The sequence below is a fragment of the Saccharothrix syringae genome, assembly GCF_009498035.1.
Lineage (GTDB): Bacteria > Actinomycetota > Actinomycetes > Mycobacteriales > Pseudonocardiaceae > Actinosynnema > Actinosynnema syringae.
On the sequence record NZ_CP034550.1, the window covers coordinates 5,138,093 to 5,155,541 of the forward strand.

At 73.8% G+C, this 17,449-nt stretch carries 18 protein-coding genes and 1 pseudogene; 9 read left to right on the plus strand and 10 right to left on the minus strand.

The window, feature by feature from the left end:
• The first annotated feature begins 99 nt into the window (after nt 1-99).
• Nucleotides 100-2,250: a putative bifunctional diguanylate cyclase/phosphodiesterase gene (locus tag EKG83_RS22355; protein ID WP_153278301.1), complete on the plus strand. Its 2,151-nt coding sequence runs from the start codon at nt 100-102 to the stop codon at nt 2,248-2,250.
• Here EKG83_RS22355 and EKG83_RS22360 read toward each other — a convergent pair.
• Nucleotides 2,219-3,283, minus strand: coding sequence for a LacI family DNA-binding transcriptional regulator (locus tag EKG83_RS22360; protein ID WP_051765128.1), 1,065 nt, complete (start codon nt 3,281-3,283; stop codon nt 2,219-2,221). The genes EKG83_RS22355 and EKG83_RS22360 overlap by 32 nt on opposite strands.
• 75 nt (nt 3,284-3,358) lie before the next feature.
• Between EKG83_RS22360 and EKG83_RS22365 the strand changes: the two genes are divergently transcribed.
• The gene (locus EKG83_RS22365; protein WP_153278302.1) at nt 3,359-3,715 is read left to right on the plus strand and encodes a hypothetical protein; all 357 of its coding nucleotides are present in this window, start codon (nt 3,359-3,361) and stop codon (nt 3,713-3,715) included.
• Nucleotides 3,712-4,941, plus strand: a complete 1,230-nt coding sequence (gene manD, locus EKG83_RS22370) for a D-mannonate dehydratase ManD (protein ID WP_033429535.1) — start codon at nt 3,712-3,714, stop codon at nt 4,939-4,941. Before EKG83_RS22365 ends, manD begins: the two co-directional genes overlap by 4 nt.
• A 7-nt stretch (nt 4,942-4,948) precedes the next feature.
• Here the strand turns inward: manD and EKG83_RS49720 are convergent, their stop codons facing one another.
• Both EKG83_RS49720 and EKG83_RS49725 read right to left on the minus strand, forming a co-directional pair.
• Nucleotides 4,949-5,347 carry an alpha/beta fold hydrolase gene (locus tag EKG83_RS49720; protein WP_407690770.1) on the minus strand — a complete coding sequence of 133 codons (399 nt, stop codon included), beginning with the start codon at nt 5,345-5,347 and terminating at the stop codon, nt 4,949-4,951.
• Nucleotides 5,348-5,391: 44 nt separating this feature from the next.
• Nucleotides 5,392-5,925, minus strand: coding sequence for an alpha/beta fold hydrolase (locus tag EKG83_RS49725; protein WP_407690771.1), 534 nt, complete (start codon nt 5,923-5,925; stop codon nt 5,392-5,394).
• Between the two features lie 93 nt (nt 5,926-6,018).
• Here EKG83_RS49725 and EKG83_RS22380 point away from each other — a divergent pair, with 93 nt between their 5' ends.
• The 3 genes and pseudogenes from EKG83_RS22380 to EKG83_RS22390 all read left to right on the plus strand — a co-directional run.
• Nucleotides 6,019-6,591 (plus strand): helix-turn-helix domain-containing protein, encoded by a 573-nt coding sequence (locus tag EKG83_RS22380; protein WP_033429534.1) that lies wholly within the window; start codon nt 6,019-6,021, stop codon nt 6,589-6,591.
• Nucleotides 6,592-6,656: 65 nt separating this feature from the next.
• Nucleotides 6,657-6,746, plus strand: coding sequence for a transposase (locus EKG83_RS49730; RefSeq protein WP_211269033.1), 90 nt, complete (start codon nt 6,657-6,659; stop codon nt 6,744-6,746).
• Between the two features lie 161 nt (nt 6,747-6,907).
• A pseudogene (locus EKG83_RS22390) lies at nt 6,908-7,033 on the plus strand (IS5/IS1182 family transposase); the annotation flags it as partial.
• A 126-nt stretch (nt 7,034-7,159) separates the two neighbouring features.
• Here EKG83_RS22390 and EKG83_RS22395 read toward each other — a convergent pair.
• Nucleotides 7,160-7,897 carry a B3/B4 domain-containing protein gene (locus tag EKG83_RS22395; RefSeq protein ID WP_033429533.1) on the minus strand — a complete coding sequence of 246 codons (738 nt, stop codon included), beginning with the start codon at nt 7,895-7,897 and terminating at the stop codon, nt 7,160-7,162.
• A gap of 216 nt (nt 7,898-8,113) precedes the next feature.
• Between EKG83_RS22395 and EKG83_RS22400 the strand changes: the two genes are divergently transcribed.
• The 3 genes from EKG83_RS22400 to EKG83_RS22405 all read left to right on the plus strand — a co-directional run bounded on the left by EKG83_RS22400 (nt 8,114) and on the right by EKG83_RS22405 (nt 10,637).
• Nucleotides 8,114-9,328 carry a PP2C family protein-serine/threonine phosphatase gene (locus EKG83_RS22400; RefSeq protein ID WP_033429532.1) on the plus strand — a complete coding sequence of 405 codons (1,215 nt, stop codon included), beginning with the start codon at nt 8,114-8,116 and terminating at the stop codon, nt 9,326-9,328.
• A 66-nt stretch (nt 9,329-9,394) separates the two neighbouring features.
• A complete protein-coding gene (locus tag EKG83_RS48080; RefSeq protein WP_228122781.1) occupies nt 9,395-9,658 on the plus strand; it encodes a hypothetical protein in 264 nt (87 codons plus the stop codon).
• 10 nt (nt 9,659-9,668) lie between these two features.
• A complete protein-coding gene (locus EKG83_RS22405) occupies nt 9,669-10,637 on the plus strand; it encodes an ArnT family glycosyltransferase (RefSeq protein WP_228122782.1) in 969 nt (322 codons plus the stop codon).
• A gap of 93 nt (nt 10,638-10,730) precedes the next feature.
• Here EKG83_RS22405 and EKG83_RS22410 read toward each other — a convergent pair whose 3' ends face one another.
• The 6 genes from EKG83_RS22410 to EKG83_RS22435 all read right to left on the minus strand — a co-directional run bounded on the left by EKG83_RS22410 (nt 10,731) and on the right by EKG83_RS22435 (nt 17,448).
• Complete coding sequence (locus EKG83_RS22410; RefSeq protein WP_033429778.1) at nt 10,731-11,717, minus strand: LacI family DNA-binding transcriptional regulator; 987 nt, start codon at nt 11,715-11,717, stop codon at nt 10,731-10,733.
• A gap of 122 nt (nt 11,718-11,839) precedes the next feature.
• Nucleotides 11,840-13,591 carry a glycoside hydrolase family 35 protein gene (locus EKG83_RS22415; protein ID WP_033429531.1) on the minus strand — a complete coding sequence of 584 codons (1,752 nt, stop codon included), beginning with the start codon at nt 13,589-13,591 and terminating at the stop codon, nt 11,840-11,842.
• Nucleotides 13,592-13,640: 49 nt separating this feature from the next.
• Nucleotides 13,641-14,984, minus strand: coding sequence for an ABC transporter substrate-binding protein (locus EKG83_RS22420; RefSeq protein ID WP_033429530.1), 1,344 nt, complete (start codon nt 14,982-14,984; stop codon nt 13,641-13,643).
• Between the two features lie 59 nt (nt 14,985-15,043).
• Nucleotides 15,044-15,853: a carbohydrate ABC transporter permease gene (locus tag EKG83_RS22425; RefSeq protein ID WP_051765255.1), complete on the minus strand. Its 810-nt coding sequence runs from the start codon at nt 15,851-15,853 to the stop codon at nt 15,044-15,046.
• Nucleotides 15,854-15,909: 56 nt separating this feature from the next.
• The gene (locus tag EKG83_RS22430; RefSeq protein ID WP_033429529.1) at nt 15,910-16,827 is read right to left on the minus strand and encodes a carbohydrate ABC transporter permease; all 918 of its coding nucleotides are present in this window, start codon (nt 16,825-16,827) and stop codon (nt 15,910-15,912) included.
• A gap of 165 nt (nt 16,828-16,992) precedes the next feature.
• Nucleotides 16,993-17,448 carry a hypothetical protein gene (locus EKG83_RS22435; protein WP_033429528.1) on the minus strand — a complete coding sequence of 152 codons (456 nt, stop codon included), beginning with the start codon at nt 17,446-17,448 and terminating at the stop codon, nt 16,993-16,995.
• Between the last annotated feature and the right edge of the window lies 1 nt (nt 17,449).

Here is a 17,449-nt window from a genome sequence, read left to right on the forward strand (position 1 = left end):
GAGTTCGGCTACGCTCGCGCGGAATCAACAGCACGTGGAATTCACCCAGCAGTTCCGCGCCGGTTAGCGCGGTTGTCGTGCCTTTGCCTGAGGAGGGACGTGGCAGTTCCGGCCGGCGCGACCGTCGCGCTGTTGGATGACGTGTCCTGCACGTACGCCGGTCTCCGCCGCGTACGGCGGTGGACCATGGTCTTCGCCTGGTTCTGCGGTGTCCTGTTCGCCGTGGAGCTGGCGCTCATGGGCCGGACGCCCGTCAGCGGCGTCGCGGCGCTGGTCGCGGGGCTGGTGCTGTGCGGGTGGCTGGTGCGGCCCGGGAAGGACGGCTGGGGCGTCGCGGTCGTCGAGACCGCCGTCATCGTGACCGGCACCCTGGTGCTGCCGGTGCCGCAGCCGGTGCTCGGCTTCCTGTTCGGCGTCACCGTCCGGCGGATGCTGCTCGACGGCGAGTACCGCTTCCCGGTGCGCGCCGCGCTGCCCCTGCTCGGCTACGTCGGCGGTTTCGGCGCGCTGGTGGTCAGCGGTCGGGTCGACTTCGGGCCGGACACCGCCGCACCGGCGCTGATGCCGCTGGTGGGCCTGGTCGTCGAGTCGGTGGCGCTGTACGAGACCGCGCGCGCCGCGCGCCTGGCCGACGCCGCCCGGTACCGCGCCGACCGCGCGCACCGGGCCGCGGAGGCCGCCGTGCGGGCCAGCCCGGTGGGGCTGGTGCTGCTCGACGGCGAGGGCAGGCCGGAGCTGTTCAACGACCGCGCCGCCGACCTGCTCGGGTGGGACGGGTCCGGCGCGGTGCCGTGCCCGCACGGCCCCGACATCACCGCCTGCGCGGAGGGCTGCGCCCGACCCGGGCCGGAACCGGTGGAGCTGCGGCTCGACCGCGCCGGCACCGCGCTCACCCTGCACCCGGTCGACGTCTCCGACGCCGACGGGGCGGGCCGGGTGATGGTCGCCGTCGTCGACGTCACCGCGCGGCGGCGGTGGGAGGACGAGCTGCGCGAGCGCTCCGAGCACGACGAGCTGACCGGCCTGGTCAGCCGCCGCCACTTCCTCGAACTGGTGGATCGGGCGCTGGCCTCGGGCGACGACGTCGCGCTCCTGCTGGTCGACCTGGACCGGTTCAAGGAGGTCAACGACGTCGAGGGCCACCAGGCGGGCGACCGGCGGCTGGTCGAGGCGGCCCGGCGGCTGCGCGGTGCCACCGGCGGGCAGGACGTGGTGGCGCGGCTGGGCGGCGACGAGTTCGCCGTGCTGACCGCGCCCGGCGACGGCGGCGTGGACCTCGCGGACCGCGTGCTGGCCGCCCTGGCGCCGGTCAGCCGGGCGAGCGCCGGCGTGGCCGTGCCCGGTTGGGAGGGCACCGGCCGCACGTCGCGCGACCTGCTGCGCGACGCCGACGTGGCGATGTACGTGGCCAAGCGCGAGGGCGGCGGCGGGGTCCGGCGGTTCCGCCGCGAGATGGGCGAGGACGTCGCCGTGCGGCAGCGGGACAAGGCCGACCTGCGCGACGCGCTGTCCAACGACGAGCTGGTCCTGCACTACCAGCCGATCATCGACCTGGCCTCGGCGCGCACCACGCACGCCGAGGCGCTGGTGCGGTGGCAGCGCCCCGGCCGCGGGCTGCTGGGGCCGGACCGGTTCATCGGGCTGGCCGAGGAGACCGGGCTGATCGTGCCGCTGGGCACGCACGTGCTGCGCACCGCGTGCGGTCAGGCGGTGCACTGGCAGGACCGCGGCCACCGCCTCGGCGTGGCCGTCAACGTCTCGCCCGGCCAGCTCTCCGGCGAGCAGTTCCCGCACCAGGTCGGCGAGCTGCTGGGTGCCACCGGCCTGGAGCCGGGGCGGCTGACCGTGGAGGTCACCGAGTCGGTGTGGGCCGACGAGACCGCGATGCGGGTGCTGATGGACGTGCGCGAGCTGGGCGTGCGGGTGGCGCTGGACGACTTCGGCACCGGCTACTCCTCGCTGAACTACCTGCGCCGCTACCCGTTCGACCTGGTCAAGATCGACAAGTCGTTCACCGACGGCCTGGGCGAGGACAGGCGGACCGAGGGCGTGGTGCGGTGCATCATCGACCTGGCCGCCGTGCTGGGCGCCCGCACCGTCGCCGAGGGCGTGGAGACGCCGACGCAGGCGCACTGGCTGCGCGACGCCGGCTGCGACTACCTCCAGGGCTACCTGTTCGGCAAGCCCGACCTGCTGGAGAACTGGCGGCCCGAGCTGCTCACCGGCTCCCAGCCGCTGCTGCGCGCCTGACCCCGGCGGTGGACTCCCGCACGACCAGCTCCGGCGGCCGCACCGCGACCGGCGCGTCGTCGGCCTCCCCGAGCGCCACGAGCAGCAGGCGCGCGGCGGCCCGGCCGAGGTTGACCAGGTCCTGCCGCACGGTGGTCAGCGTCGGGTAGACCAGCTCGGCCAGCGGCAGGTCGTCGTGGCCCACCACGGACAGCTCGCCCGGCACGTCGACGCCCAGCCTGCGGGCGGCGCTCAGGGCGGCCACGGCCATCGTGTCGTTGGCGAGCAGCACCGCGGTGGGCCGGTCGTCGGCGCCCAGCAGCGCGCGCACCGCGTCGACGGCGCCGGCCGCGGTGAAGTCGGAGACCAGCGTGCGGGCCGGGGCGAGGCCGCGCGCGGCCAGCGCCTCCTCGAACGCCCGCCGCCGGTGGTGGGTGTGCACGCGGTCCTCGGGACCGGAGACGTAGGCGACGCGGCGGTGGCCGAGGTCGAGCAGGTGCTCCACGGCCGCCCGGACGCCCGCCTCCCGGTCCCCGCCGGCCCGCGCGGAGGGGACCGGGTCGTCGCGCCACGGCGTGCCGACCAGCACGGCGTGCGCGCCCAGCTCGCGCAGCAGGGCGAACCGGGTGTCGTCCACGCGGCTCTCGGTGAGCAGGAAGCCGTCCACCCGGCGCTCGTCGGCGAGCCTGCGGTAGGCGGCCTCCTCGGCGGCCGGGTCGTCGCCGACCAGGTGCAGCAGCAGGCCGTGGCCGGCGGGGGACAGCTCGGCCTCCACGCCGGTGATGAGCCGGGTGAAGTGCGGGTCGGCGCTGAGCAGGTCCGGTGGGCGGCGCACCACCAGGCCCACGGCGCGCGTCCGGGCGCCGCGCAGGGCGACGGCCGCCGCCGACGGGGTCCAGCGCAGTCGGGCGGCGGCCCGGAGCACCCGGTCGCGGGTGGGCGCGGAGATGCCGCCCTTGCCGTTGACCACCTTCGACACGGCCGCGACCGACACCCCGGCCAGCGCGGCCACGTCCGCGATCGTCGGCTTGCCCGACCCGCGTCGACCGGTCACGCCACCTCCCCGTTCGGGCCGCCGAGGTAACAGCAGGTCTCGACACCACGGCTCGTTAAACGATATACCTGCTCTGTGCGGCGCAATTCGGCGAAGTTGGCGGTCGGGGACGCCCCGGACGCGACTTCCCGGACCGGCACGCAGCGCCGGGCCTGCGCGGCGGCGCGGGAGGCCGACCTGCCCGTCGGGGTGGTGCGCGAGGTCAACGGGCTGCCCGGGGGCTGCGCGCTCCACCTGGTGCCGTCGGTCGAGCAGTTCACCGCGCCGACCTGGCACGAGACCTTCGGCGGGGCCGGTCGGCCGGTACGACGAGCGCCCCGTCGGCCGCCGGCCGACGGGGCGCTGCACGGCCTCGACGGCGAACCGCTCACCGAGGTGGAGTCGGCCCCCTGCGGCATCGTGGTGCTCGGACCGCGGAGGAGCGAGGCATGAGGATCGAGTCGGTCGAGGTCGTGGTGACCTGCCCGGGGCGCAACTTCGTCACCCTGCGGGTCACCACCGACGACGGCCTCACCGGGTGGGGCGACGCCACCCTCAACGGCCGGGAGCTGGCCGTGGAGGCGTACCTGCGCGAGCACGTGGCACCGCTGCTGCTCGGGCGGGACGCGGGCGCGATCGAGGACACCTGGCAGTACCTGTACCGGGGCGCCTACTGGCGGCGCGGACCGGTGACCATGGCCGCCATCGCCGCGGTGGACACCGCGCTGTGGGACATCAAGGCCAAGGCCGCCGGGATGCCGCTCTACCAGCTGCTCGGCGGCGCGTCGCGGGTCGGTGCGCTGGCCTACGGGCACGCGTCGGGGCGCGACCTGCCCGAGCTGTTCGACTCCATCCGGCTGCACCTGGAGCGCGGCTTCCGGGCGATCCGGGTGCAGACCGGCATCCCGGGCCTGGCCACCGTCTACGGCGTGGCCGCGTCCGCGGCGGGCGGCGGCGAGCGCTACGACTACGAACCGGCCCGGCCGACCGCGCTGCCGGTGGAGGAGACCTGGGACACCCGCGCCTACCTGCGGCACGTGCCGGGCGTGTTCGAGGCGGTGCGCCACGAGTTCGGGCCGGAGCTGCCGCTGCTGCACGACGGGCACCACCGGATGACCCCGGTCGAGGCGGCCCGGCTGGGCAGGGCCCTGGAGCCCTACGACCTGTTCTGGCTGGAGGACGCCACCCCCGGCGAGGACCAGGCGGCGCTGCGGCTGGTCCGGCAGCACACCACCACGCCGCTGGCCATCGGCGAGGTGTTCAACAGCGTGCACGACTACACGACTCTGCTGAGCGAGCGGCTGATCGACTACGTGCGGTCGGCCGTGACGCACACCGGCGGGGTGACCGGGTTGAAGAAGGTGCTGGACCTGGCGTCGGTGTACGGGGTCAGGTCGGGCATCCACGGGCCCACCGACATCTCGCCGGTCGGCATGGCGGCGGCGCTGCACCTGGACATCGCGGTGCACAACTTCGGCATCCAGGAGTACATGCCGCACACCGCCGAGACGTTGGAGGTGTTCCGCACGTCGTTCACCTTCGCCGACGGCCTGCTGCACCCGTCGGACGCGCCGGGCCTGGGGGTGGAGCTGGACCTGGGGGCGGCGGCGCGGTTCCCGTACCGCGCCGCCTACCTGCCGGTGAACCGGCTGGCCGACGGCACCCTGCACGACTGGTGACGGCGGGTCAACCGGCGAGGAAGCCGAGCAGCTCCGCGGTGACGAACCCCGGGTTCTCCTCGACCAGCCAGTGCCCCGCGCCCGGCACGTCCACCGCCCGCACGACGGCGGCCAGGCGCGGGGCGACGGTGGCCAGGACCGCGTCCCGCTGCCCCTGGGCGGTCAGGACCAGGGCCGGGACCCGCACCGGGGCCGTCGCCACGACGTCGGCGACGTCGCGGTCCAGGGCGCGGTAGAGCTCGAAGCCGCCCGCCAGGGCCTCGGGCCTGCGGTAGGTCCGCGCGTACTCGTCGACCTCGGCGTCGGTGAACGGGGAGCGGTCGGAGGTGCCGCCGAAGGCCGTGCCGCCGAAGGAGACCTGCGGGTAGAACAGCGCCAGGTGGTCGCGGACGTCGTCGCCGACCACCGCCTCCGGGACCCGCGGCTGGGAGTGGAAGGCGATGTGCCAGCTCAGCGAGCGGTAGGCGGGCCCGTCGACGCCGGGCCGGGCAGCGGCAGGTCGAGGTAGCCCAGGCGGGTGGTGTCGGCGGGGAACTGCGCGGCGTACTGGAACGCCGCGGCGGCGCCGAGGTCGTGCCCGACGACGGCGGCGCCGCGGACGCCGAGCCGGTCGGCGACGAGCGAGTGCGCGTACCGCGCCAGGGTGGCCTTGTCGTAGCCGGTGGGCGAGCCGGTGCTGTCGCCGAGGCCGGGCAGGTCGACGGCGTGGACGGTGTGGTGCCCGGCGAGCGCCGGCATGATCGGCCACCAGCCGAACCAGGTCCGCGGCCAGCCGTGCAGCAGCACCACCGGCGAGCCGCTGCCGCCGGTCACGTAGTGCAGCCGGACGCCGTCGACGTCGGCGAACTCGTGCCGGAAGGTGCTCGCGAACCCCGGGTCCTGTGCCGTGGCGGCGGCGTGCGGGGGGAGTTGCCCGGCGGGTGCCGAGCAGGCCGCGGTGGCGATGACGAGGGCGAGGATCGCCGCGATGCGCGCTGTGGCCATGTGAAGTCTCCTGTCCTCGGGGGCTGTGCGGTCAGCCTCGCCGGACCGGGCCCGGCCTGGCACGCGTTCTTGCCGTTGTGGCAAGTTGGCGGCATGGACGAGGAAGACGTGCTCGGCGCGGTGGGACCGAGGCTGCGCGCGTTGCGGCGCGACCGGGGCATCACCCTGGCCGAGCTCTCCGCGGTGACCGGGATCTCGGAGAGCACCCTGTCGAGGCTGGAGGGCGGGCAGCGCAGGGCGACCCTGGAACTGCTGCTGCCGCTGTCCCGCACCTACGACGTACCGCTGGACGACCTCGTCGGCGCGCCCCGCACCGGCGACCCGCGCGTCCACCTCAAGCCGATCCACCGGTTCGGCACGGTCCTGGTGCCGCTGTCCCGGCGACCGGGCGGGACGCAGGCGTTCAAGATGGTGATCCCGGCCCGGCCGGAACCGCTCGAACCGACCCCGCGGACCCACGAGGGCTCCGAGTGGCTGTACGTGCTCAACGGCCGCCTGCGGCTGGTGGTGGGGGAGCGGGACCTGACGCTGCCGCCCGGCGAGGCCGCCGAGTTCGACACGTCGTTGCCGCACTGGCTGGGCAGCGCCGACGGTGGCGCGGTCGAGCTGCTGGTCTTGTTCGGACCGCACGGGGTGCGGGCGCACGTGCGCCCCTCGCGGCGTTAGGAGCTGTTTGAAGTTCGGACCTGGGTGGGTCCGGTGGTGTGCTGGTTGGGGCTGGTAGCACCCTGGTGTGGCGGTTTCGCACCGGGTCGGGCTGGCGCGACGTGCCCGAACGGTACGGGCCCTGGTCGACCGTCTACTCCCGGTTCAGTGCCTGAGCGGGGTGGCGGTCGCCGGGGAGACCCTGGATGCGTTGGAGCAGGCGTTGACCGAGGAAAAAAGGGGCTCCGTTGCCCACCCAACAGAGCGTGCTGCGGGTGGTGCGTCGCGGCCCGCGCCGGCCGAGGCCGGTGCGGGCACGCCTGCCGATCGGGACCGTGCCGCCCGCAGGCGTCGTCGGAAGGCGCGGGCTGCGGCGGCCGGGCTCGGCCGGTCCCGGGGCGGGCTGAGCAGCAAGATCCACGCCGCGGGGTTGCCGTTGGCGTTCGTGCTCACCCCCGGACAACCCGCGGTTGCGGACGGTGCTGGACCGGGGGCGCCGACCCGCCGGTTGGCCCCGGGCGACTGGCGAGCCGGTCATAGCTGAACGATTTTCACCACTATCACTTCAGTGCGAACCAAAACCAGAACATCAGCCCGCGTCGGCGCGACCGATCAGCCGCCGGTGGATGACGGCCTCCGGGCTGAGGACCAGCAACGCCTCGGTGAGCGCGTCGGCGGCGGCGTGGACGTCCTGGTCGGACAGCGGTTCGAGGGCGTCGAGGACGAACAGGGCGCTGGTGGTGGCGGTGGTGATGCGGGTGCGGGTGCACTGCCGCCAGTTCCAGCGGCGGCAGGTGGCGCCGGCGTCGTCGCACCAGACGACCTCGCCGATCTCGGGGTGCTCGACCACCGGTTCGCCGCCCGCGGTGGTGTCGAAGGGTTCGTCGCCGCGGGCGCGGATCAGGCGTGGTGGTCCGACGTAGGCGGTGCGGTCCTCGCCGCCGATGGGGATGAGGTGGGTGATGGAGACGGCGTTGTAGGCGTCGGTGATGCGGTCGATGCGGGGGAGGCCGTCGGGGTCGAGGCGGCGCAGGAGCGCTTCGGCGCTGGGGCGGGTGCGCTGGGGTTTGGCGCCGAAGGCGCGGTAGGCCGCGCGCCAGGCGGCGGGGTGGGGCAGTTGTTCGGGTGAGCGGCCGTCGAGGGTGTGGCGGGCGGTGTGCTCGGCGGTGGTGAGGAGGTGTTCGCTGGTGGTGTCGCTGTCGCCGCCGCGGAGGTGGTCGGCGGTGATCAGGAGTGCCCGGTAGTCGGGGCGCAGGTCGTGGACGGCGGGGTCGATGGTGGCGGTGGCCAGCCACTCGCGGGGGTCGGTGTGCTGGTGGTCGGTCACGGGTGGGCCTCCGCCGGTGTTCGGGCTGGGACGCGGTGGGGGTGACACGGGGCGTGGCCGTGTCGGCCGGCGTAGCCTAGCCGTGGGCGTCGTCGGTTCGTGCGGGGCGTTGTTTTGGGTATTCTTGGGCGGCTGGCACCGGCCTGTACGGCACCCGTCACACGTTCGTGCTGCTCACTCGGTGTGCGTGGTCAGGGACGGGACGGGGATCGACGGATGGGTACTCCGCAGGGGTCGCAGCTGCAGTTGCGGGTGTTGGAGGCGGTGACCGACGGCACGCTGCGCGAGTTGGACCTGGAGAAGGTCTTCGAGGTGCTGTTGTGGCGGGTGCGGGAGTTGTTCGCGGTCGACACGGCGACGATCCTGCTGACCGATCCCGGTGGTGGGCAGTTGGTGGCCCGGGCGGCGTCCGGTCTGGAGGAGGAGGTCTTCCAGGGCGTGCGGGTGCCGGTGGGGTCGGGGTTCGCGGGTCGGGTGGCGCAGAGCCGGGCGGCGGTGCAGATCGACCACGTGGACGAGTCGACGGTGGTCAACCCGTTGTTGTGGGAGCGGGGCCTGCGGGTGATGCTGGGTGTGCCGATGGTGGCGCAGGGTGAGCTGACCGGGGTGTTGCACGTGGGCAGTGTCACGGCGCGTCGGTTCACCGAGGAGGAGACGGACCTGTTGCAGCTGGTCGCGGACCGGTTGGCGATGGCGGCTCACATGCGTCGGTCGAATTCCGAGCGGGTCGCGGCGTCGATGTTGCAGGACAGCTTGTTGCCGGGGCAGTTGCCGTCGCCGGAGGGGTGGGAGTTGGCGGCCCGGTACGTGCCGGGTGCGGACGTGGGCGTCGGTGGTGACTGGTACGACGTGTTCCCGTTGCCGGGTGGGCGGGTCGGCCTGGTGATCGGTGACGTGGTGGGCAAGGGGTTGGACGCGGCGATCGTGATGGGGCGGTTGCGCAGTGCGTTGCGGGCCTATGCGCTGGAGTTCGGTGATCCGGCGGAGGTGTTGGCCAAGCTGGACCGGAAGGCGAGCCACTTCGAGGCGCACACCATGGCGACGGTGGCTTATGCGGTGATCGACACGGTGTCGGGGCGGATGGAGCTGGCCTTGGCGGGTCACCTGCCGCCGGTGTTGGCGGTGCCGGGTGCGGTGCCGGTGTTCGTGGAGGCGCCGTTGGGGCCGCCGATCGGGTATGACCTGGCGGTGTCGGGTCGTCGGGGTGCGGTGGTGGAGGTGCCGCCGGGTGCGGTGTTCGTGTTGTACACCGACGGGTTGGTGGAGCGTCGGTGGGAGGACTTGGACGAGCGCCTGGAGTTGTTGCGGGGTGTGGTGGAGCCGGCGCGGCCGGAGGCGGTGTGCGTGCGGATCATGACGGCCCTGGTGGGTGATCGGCCCGCGACGGACGACATCGCGCTGGTGGTGGTCGGGCGGGATCCGGTGGGGTGAGGTCGTGCTCGCCCCGCGGGTCGTGGGGTGGTGGGGGTGTTGCCCGGTGGTGGTCCGTTGTGGAGGGTGACCGTCGGGCCGTGGGGGTTGGGGCGGTGCCGGTGGTTGGTCGTGGGGGCGCTGCTGGCCGGGATGGCGGTGGCGATGGTCACGGCGGCGGTGGAGCAGAGCCCGACCGTCGACGAGCCGGTCTACGTGGGTGCGGCCGCGGTGTACCTGGAGCAGCGCAGCCTGCGGTACAACCCGGAGCACCCGCCGCTGGGCAAGTTGGTGGTGGCGGCCGGGTTGGTGTTCGTGGACGTGCGGCCTGGACCCGGCTTTCGCCGGTGACCAGACGGGGTTGGGCCGGCACGTGCTGTACGAGGCGGGCAACGATCCGGGGCGGGTGGTGCTCGCGGCGCGGTTGCCGGTGATCGTGTTGGCGTTGTCGTTCGGGTTGGTGGTCTTCGCCTTCGCCCGTGACGTGGTCGGCACGGGTGGTGGGTTGGTGGCGGTGGCGCTGTACGCGTTCTCGCCCGATGTCGTGGCGCACGGGTCGTTGGCCACGTTGGACGTGCCGGCGGCCGGTTTCGCGCTGACCTCGGCGTGGCTGGTGTGGCGGGCCCGGTGTCGTGCGCTGCCGTACCTGCCGTTGGCGGGGCTGGCCCTCGGGGCGGCGGTGGCCACGAAGATGAGCGCTTTGGCGGTGGTGCCGGTGCTGGTGGTGCTGGTGGTGCTGTCGGGGTGGCGCGCCCGGGTGGGCCGGTGGTGGGTGTTGGGTGCGGCGGTGGCCATGCTGCTGCCCGCGGGGGTGCTGCTGGTCGCGGCGATGACCGGTGACCGGGACCTGGGGGTGCGGTACGCGGTGTTCCTGGCGGTCGCGGCGGCCGGCGTGGTGGTGGTGCGGTGGCGGTGGGTGTCGGGTGCGGCGGTGGTGCTGGTGGTGTTCGTCGGGGTGAGTTCGTGGCGGGCGTTCCCGTACTACCTGCCCTACTCGAACGAGGCTTTCGGCGGGCCGGCGGGGACGCGGCTGCACCTGCACGACTCGAACGTCGACTGGGGCCAGGACCTGGGTCGGCTGGCGGAGCGCCTGGCGCGGTGCCACCCGGGCGAGCGGGTCTGGCTGGTCTACAAGGGCAGTGGTGTGCCCGCTCATCACGGCATCCGCGCCGACGACCCGCTGGCCGTGCCGCCGGAGCGGGTGCGCGGGTTGCTGGTGGTGTCCGATTCGGCCGCCGCGAGGGCGGACGGCCGCCTCCGGGTGCTGCTGGAGCGGAGCACGCCGGTCGACGACGTCGGGCACTCCATCACGATCTACCGCCGGTCGTAGCCGGGCCTGGGAGCGGGGGCGCGGGTCGGGGGCCGTGGACCTCGGGTGAGGCGGTGGAGGAGGTCCCCGGTCCCGTCGGCGTCCCGGCCGGCCTCAGCCGCGCGGCGGCGCGGTGCTGGCGCGGACGACCAGGCGGGTCGGCACCAGGGTCGTGCCCGGCTTGGCGCGCCGGTGCCGGACCTGCCGCAGCACGCTCTCCACGCACCGCCGCCCCACCTCGGCGAAGTCCTGGTGCACGGTGGTCAGCGGCGGGATGAACGAGGTGCTGTCGGGGATGTCGTCGAACCCCGCCACGCTCACGTCGCGGGGCACCACCCGGCCCCGTTCGTGGAACGCGCGCAGCAGCCCCAGGGCCATCTGGTCGTTGGCGGCGAACACCGCCGTGCAGTCCGCGACCCCGGCCAGCTCCAGCCCCGCGCGGTAGCCGGAGTCGGACGACCAGTCGCCGCGCAGCATCGGCGGCACCGGCAGGCCCGCCTCGTCGAGGGTGGCCCGCCACGCCCGGGCCCGGCCCTCGGCGGCGTAGGAGCCCTCCGGGCCGGCGACGTGCCACACGGTGCGGTGGCCCAGGTCGAGCAGGTGGCGCACGGCGTGGCGGGCGCCGTCGGCCTGGTCGGTGTCCACGACGGTGTAGCGGTCGCCGCCGGTGGAGTCGACGACCACCACGGGCATGCCGATGGGCAGGCTCATGGTGGCCGCGTCGAGGAGGTGGACCTCCATGATCACGATGACCGCGTCGACGGCCAGCTCACCGAGGCGGGTGAACGCGCCGAGCACGCCGTCCTGCGTGGGCACGGCCACCGGGATGAGGGTGATCGCGTAGCCCTCGGCGGCGGCGGAGTCCACGATGGCCTCCAGGGTGCGGCTGTTGCCCACCGAGGACAGGGTGAACAGGATGACGCCGATGGTGCGGAACTCGCCGTACTTCAACGCCCTCGCCGCGCTGTTGGGCCGGTAGCCGAGCCGCCGCATGGCCTCCAGCACCTGCTCGCGGGTCGTGCCCACGACGCTGGGGTGGCCGTTGGAGACCCGGGAGACCGTCTGGGTCGACACGCCGGCCAGGCGGGCGACGTCGGCCATGGACACGCGTCGGGGCGTGCGTCGCGCGCGGGACGTGGATCCGCTCGGACTCACGTCGTGGGCTCCCTTCCCGCCGGGCTCGGCGGTCGACTATATCGGGTCCTTGTCCGCGCAAGTACGGTTCACGCCTCCGTGTGACCCAGCAGCGGGCCCGGGACGAAGCGGGCCGTCGGGTCGGTCATCGCGTCGAGTTCCAGGACGGCGATCTCGTCGCCCCCGGCGCGCAGCACCGGCCCGGGCACGTACAGGGTCCGCTGCGGACCCCGCGACCAGTAGCGGCCCAGGCAGAAACCGTTGACCCAGACCACGCCCCGGCCCCAGCCGCGCGTGTCCAGGTGCAGGTCGGCGGGCTCCGGCGGGGAGAACCGGGCGCGCAGCAGCACCGGGCCGGCCACCGGGCCCCCGGCCGGCACGGGCTCCGCGTCCCCCCACGGCGCGGGAGGCGCGTCGACCGGCCGGACCTCCCACCCGGTGAGCGCCACCCCGCCGAGGGTGGCACCGCCGACGAGCCCCTTGGGTTCGCCCAGCCGGGGACCGTAGTTCACCCGGCCGTGGTCCTCGACCAGGACGGCCAGCTCGCCGACGGCGCGGCGCAGCCCCAGCGCCCGCTGGCGGTGCTCGCGCCGCAGGGTGCCGACGGGCTGGCCGTCGAGGAACACCGAGGCGTGGTCGCGCACCTCGCCGAAGCACAGCACGGCCGGCCCGTCGACGTCGACGCGCGTGGTGAACAGGGCCAGCCGCGGCGCCCCGGCCACCTCGTCGAGCGACGGCAGGGCGTCGTGGCGGACGCCCGCGCTCCACCGGCCGGGCGCGTCGAGCAGGGGGACGGCGTCGCCGAGCGGCACCCCGAACGCCGGCGCGGGCGGCGCCGGCGGCGGCGGTTCGCCCGGCACGTCGTGGTAGCGGGCGATCACCTCGCGGAAGGCGTGGTACTTGGCCGTGGGCCGGCCCGCCTCGTCCAGGGGCGCGTCGTAGTCGTAGGAGGTGACCGTGGGCTGGTAGACGCCCTTGTCGTTGGCGCCGCTGGTGAACCCGAAGTTCGTGCCGCCGTGGAACACGTAGACGTTGACCGAGGCGCCCGCCGCCAGCAGCGCGTCCAGCTCGGCGGCGGCCTCGGCGACCGGGGTGGTGTGGTGGTGCGCCCCCCAGTGGTCGAACCAGCCGACCCAGAACTCCGCGCACATCAGCGGACCGGTGGGCTGGTGGCGGCGCAGCGCGGCCAGCCGCTCGGCGGCGCGGGAGCCGAACGAGGCCGTGCGGTGCAGCCCGTCCAGGCCGCCGGCGGCCAGCATCCCGTCGACGGCCTGGTCCACGGTGGTCAGCGGCACGGTGATCCCGGCGGCCCGCGCGTGCTCCGCCAACGCCTCCAGGTAGGTCTTGTCCGAGCCGAACGCGCCGTACTCGTTCTCGACCTGCACCAGGATCACCGGACCGCCGTGCCGGACCTGGAGCGGGGCGACGACGGAGTAGACGCGGTCGAGGTAGTCCCGCACCGCGGCCAGGTAGCGCGGTTCGGCGCGGCGCACCCCCACCGCGGGGTCGCGCAACAGCCACGCGGGCAGGCCCCCGTTGTCCCACTCCGCGCAGATGTAGGGGCCGGGGCGGACGATCGCGTACATGCCCGCCTCGGCCACCAGGCGCAGGAACCGCCCCAGGTCCAGGCCGCCGGTGAGGTCGAACGCGCCGGGCCCGGGGGCGTGGGCGTTCCACGCCACGTAGGTCTCCACGGTGTTCAGGCCCATCCGCCGGGCCTTGTCGATGCGGTCGGCCCACTGGTCGGGGTGCACGCGGAAGTAGTGCAGCGCCCCGGACAGGACGCGGAACGGGCGGCCGTCGAGCAGGAAGTCGTGCTCGCCGATGCTGAACTCGGGCACGGGGACGGGAGTTCCTTCCTCGGGGTGGGGCGACCGGTCCGCGCGGGACTCACCCGGTGGTGACGGTGAAGCCCTGCTGGTTGCCGTAGTCGACCAGCGCCTGCTGCCAGGCGACCAGGCCCGGGTCGAGCGCGGCACCGCCGGCGTAGGACTTGCCGACGGTGTCGGCGTGGATGCTGTTGGCGTAGAGCTGGTAGGGCAGGTACGACCAGCCCTCCGCGACCTGGTCGGCGGCCGCGGTGAGCACCTGGTTGACCCGCTGCCCGCCGAAGTAGGGCTCGGCCAGGTCCCTGAACGCGGACGAGCCCAGGTCGGCGGTGGTGGCGGGGAAACCGCCGCTGTCCAGGAACGGCTTGACCCCGTTGCCGTTGTCGAGCCACCGCACGAACGCCGCCGCGAGCGCCTGCTTGCCGCTCTGCTCGAGCACCGCCTGCGCGCTGCCGCCGTTCTCGGCGGTGACCGGCGTGCCGTCGTAGGTGGGCAGCGGCGCCACGGCCCACTTGCCCGCGCCGTCGGGCACCGACGCCTTCAGCACGCCCGGCATCCACGCCCCCGTGGGCAGGGTGGCGATGGTGCCGTTGCCCAGCGCCCGGTACCAGGCGTCGGTCCAGCCGGTGATCGGGGCGACCAGCTCCTCCTCGACGAGCTGGTTCCACGTCGAGGTCCACCTCCGGGTGCCCTCGTCCCGCAAATCGATCTTCACGGACTTGCCGTCGGTGGTGAACGGGCGCCCGCCGGCCTGCCAGATCATGCTGGTGGTGAAGCCCGCGTCACCGGTGTCGGCGGTGATGTACCTGGTGGGGTCGGCGGCGTGCAGCCTGCGCGCGGCGTCGACGTACTCGGCCCACGTCCGGGGCACCGCGATGCCGTACCGGTCGAAGACCTCCTTGTTGTAGAACAGCGCCATCGGCCCGGAGTCCTGCGGCAGGCCGAACAGGCCGCCGCCGACCTGCACCGAGTGCCACGTCGACGGGGTGTAGTCGTCCTCGAACGCCCGGAACCCGTAGCGGCCCAGGTCGACCAGCGCCCCGGTCAGCGCGAACTGGGGCAGCGCCTGGTACTCGACCTGGGCCACGTCGGGCGCGCCGGAGCCGGCCTTGACGGCGTTCTGCAGCTTGGCGTAGTGGTCGTTGCCGGTGCCCGCGTTGACGAGGTTGACCCTGACGTTGGGGAACTCCCGCTCGAACGCCTCGACCTGCGCCTTCGCCGACGGGGTCCAGGTCCAGTAGGTGATCTCGCCGCCCTCGCGCAGCGCGGCGTCGACCGCCTCCTGCGTGCCGGTGGCACCGCCCGGGGAGGTGCCGTCCGACCCGGCGGAACAGGCGGGCAGCGCGGTGAGCAGCGCGACCGCCAGGGCGGTGGCGACCTGCCGGGTGCGCCTCGTGGGTGACATGGGCGTGTTCCTTTCGCGGCGTCGGGACCGGGTCACTGCTTCGCGGCGTCGGGACCGGGTCACCGCTTGACGCTGCCCGCGGCCAGGCCCGACTGCCAGAAGCGCTGCAGCAGCAGGAACGCGGCGACGAGCGGGACGACGGTGAGGACCGAACCGGTGATCACCAGGTGGTAGATCGGCTGGGCGCCCACGCCGAATGCCCGCGCGCTCCACTGGTTCAGCCCCACGGTCAGCGGGTACCAGTCCGGCTCGCTGAGCATGATCAGCGGCAGGAAGTAGTTGTTCCACGTCGACACCACCGCGAACAGGGCCACGGTCACGATGCCGGGCACCAGCAGCCGCAGGGTGACGGTGAAGAAGATCCTGACCTCGCCCGCGCCGTCGATGCGCGCGGCCTCCACCAGCTCGTCGGGCACCGCCTCGGCGGCGTAGGTCCAGATCAGGTAGAGGCCGAACGGGCTGACCAGCGACGGGATGATCACCGCCCAGGGCGTGTTGGTCAGCTCCAGCTCGCTGAACAGCAGGAACGTGGGCACGGCCAGGGCCGTGCCGGGGACGGCGACGGCACCGAGCAGCACCGCGAACACCGCCCGCCGACCCCGGAAGCGGTACTTGGCCAGGCCGTAGCCCGCCGCGGTGGCCAGCGCGGTCGCGCCGCCCGCGCCGACCACGACGTAGAGCAGCGTGTTGCCCAGCCAGCGCAGGAAGATCCCGCCGTCGTGGGTGAAGGTCGCGGCGATGTTGTCGAACAGCGCGAAGGTGTCCCCGAACGCCAGCCCCGGCGTGCCCAGCAGGGCCCGCTGGGTCTTCGTCGCGCTGATCAGCAACCACGCCAGCGGGACCAGCGCGTAGACCAGGTACACCGCCATCACGGCGGTCAGCACCGGGGACTTGCGCGGCTTGAGCGGGGAGACGGCCACCGGCTTCACGCACCCTTCCGCGTGCCGCGCAGCTGCACGACGTAGGCGATGACCGCGGTGATGACGCCCATGACGATCGCCACGGTGGCCGAGTAGTTGTACTGCTGGCCGCCGAAGGACAGGTTGTAGGCGTACATGTTGGGCGTGTAGGAGGTGCTGATCGCGTTGGGCGCCAACGACCGCAGGATGTTGGGCTCGTTGAACAGCTGGAAGCTGCCGATGATCGAGAAGATCGTGGCGACGACCAGCGCGCCGCGGAGGGCGGGCAGCTTGACGCTCCGGATCGTCCGCCACGCCCCCGCGCCGTCGATGGCCGCCGCCTCGTACAGGTCGGCAGGCACCACCTTGAGCGCCGAGTAGAGGATCAGCATGTTGTAGCCCACGAACTCCCACGTCACCACGTTGCCGATGGAGGCCAGCACCCAGTCGCCCGACAGCGGCCGCACGACCTCGCGCCCGAGCAGGCCGTTGAGGTCGGCGGCCAGGCCGAAGTCGTCGCCGTAGAGGAAGCCCCACATCAGCGCCGCCACCACGCCCGGCACCGCGTACGGCAGGAAGATCACGATCCGGAAGAAGCCCGCCGCGTGCAGCCGGGCGCTGTCGATCGCCAGCGCCGCCGCCAGCGCCAGCGCCAGCATCACCGGCACCTGCACCACCAGGAACAGCGACATCCGCAGGAACGACTCCCAGAACTTCGCGTCCCGCAGCACCGCGACGTAGTTGGCCGGCCCCACGAACGCGGTGCCGCCGAAGAACACCTGCTCCCGGAACAGGCTCAACCACACCGCGTAGGCGACCGGCGCCAGGAACACCAGCGCGAACACCACCAGGAACGGCGCGACGAACAGCCAGCCCCGGCGGTCGACGCGCCCGCGGCGGGCGGCGGGTCGCGGTGCCCGGGTCGGAGCCGAGACGGACGTCATCGTCGCTTCTCCCTGCTGGCGCACGGGGGATGTTTACGCAAACATCCGGCGCCAGACGCTAGTGCGTGCACCAGGGCGTGTACAGGGCCGAAGGGGGGTGCTGGATCGGTGCAGGGAGCGGTCCGGTCCGGCGACGATGTTTACGCAAACATCGCGACGTCCGGGTCAGTCGGTCCCCGGCGGCGGGGCGAACAGCAGCGGCATGTCGTCCGCGGTCAGCCGGTCCAGCGGGGTGAGGAACACCAGCGTCTCGTCGGGCACGGTGTCGTGGGTGGTCGTGCCGGTCACCCGCAGCACCCGCACCGCGTCCGGGGCGTGGGGCGAGCGGTCGGGGAAGTTGATCTCGTTGATCAGCTCGGCGATCTTCGCGGAGTGCCCCTCGGGCACCGGCGGGTAGACCAGGATGTCCACGACCAGCACGCCGTCCTCGACGCGGCCCTCGGCCCACGCGTCGGTCTGCAGGATGTAGGCGACGCCGTCCTCCTCGTCCACGTAGCAGTAGTCGCCGACCAGGGCCACGGCCCGTTCGCCGGGCGACCCCTGCGGGTCGATGACCACGGCGAGCGCGAGCGCCTCCGGGTGGGTGGGGTGCAGTCCGGTGCGCAAGACGACCTCGGGCATG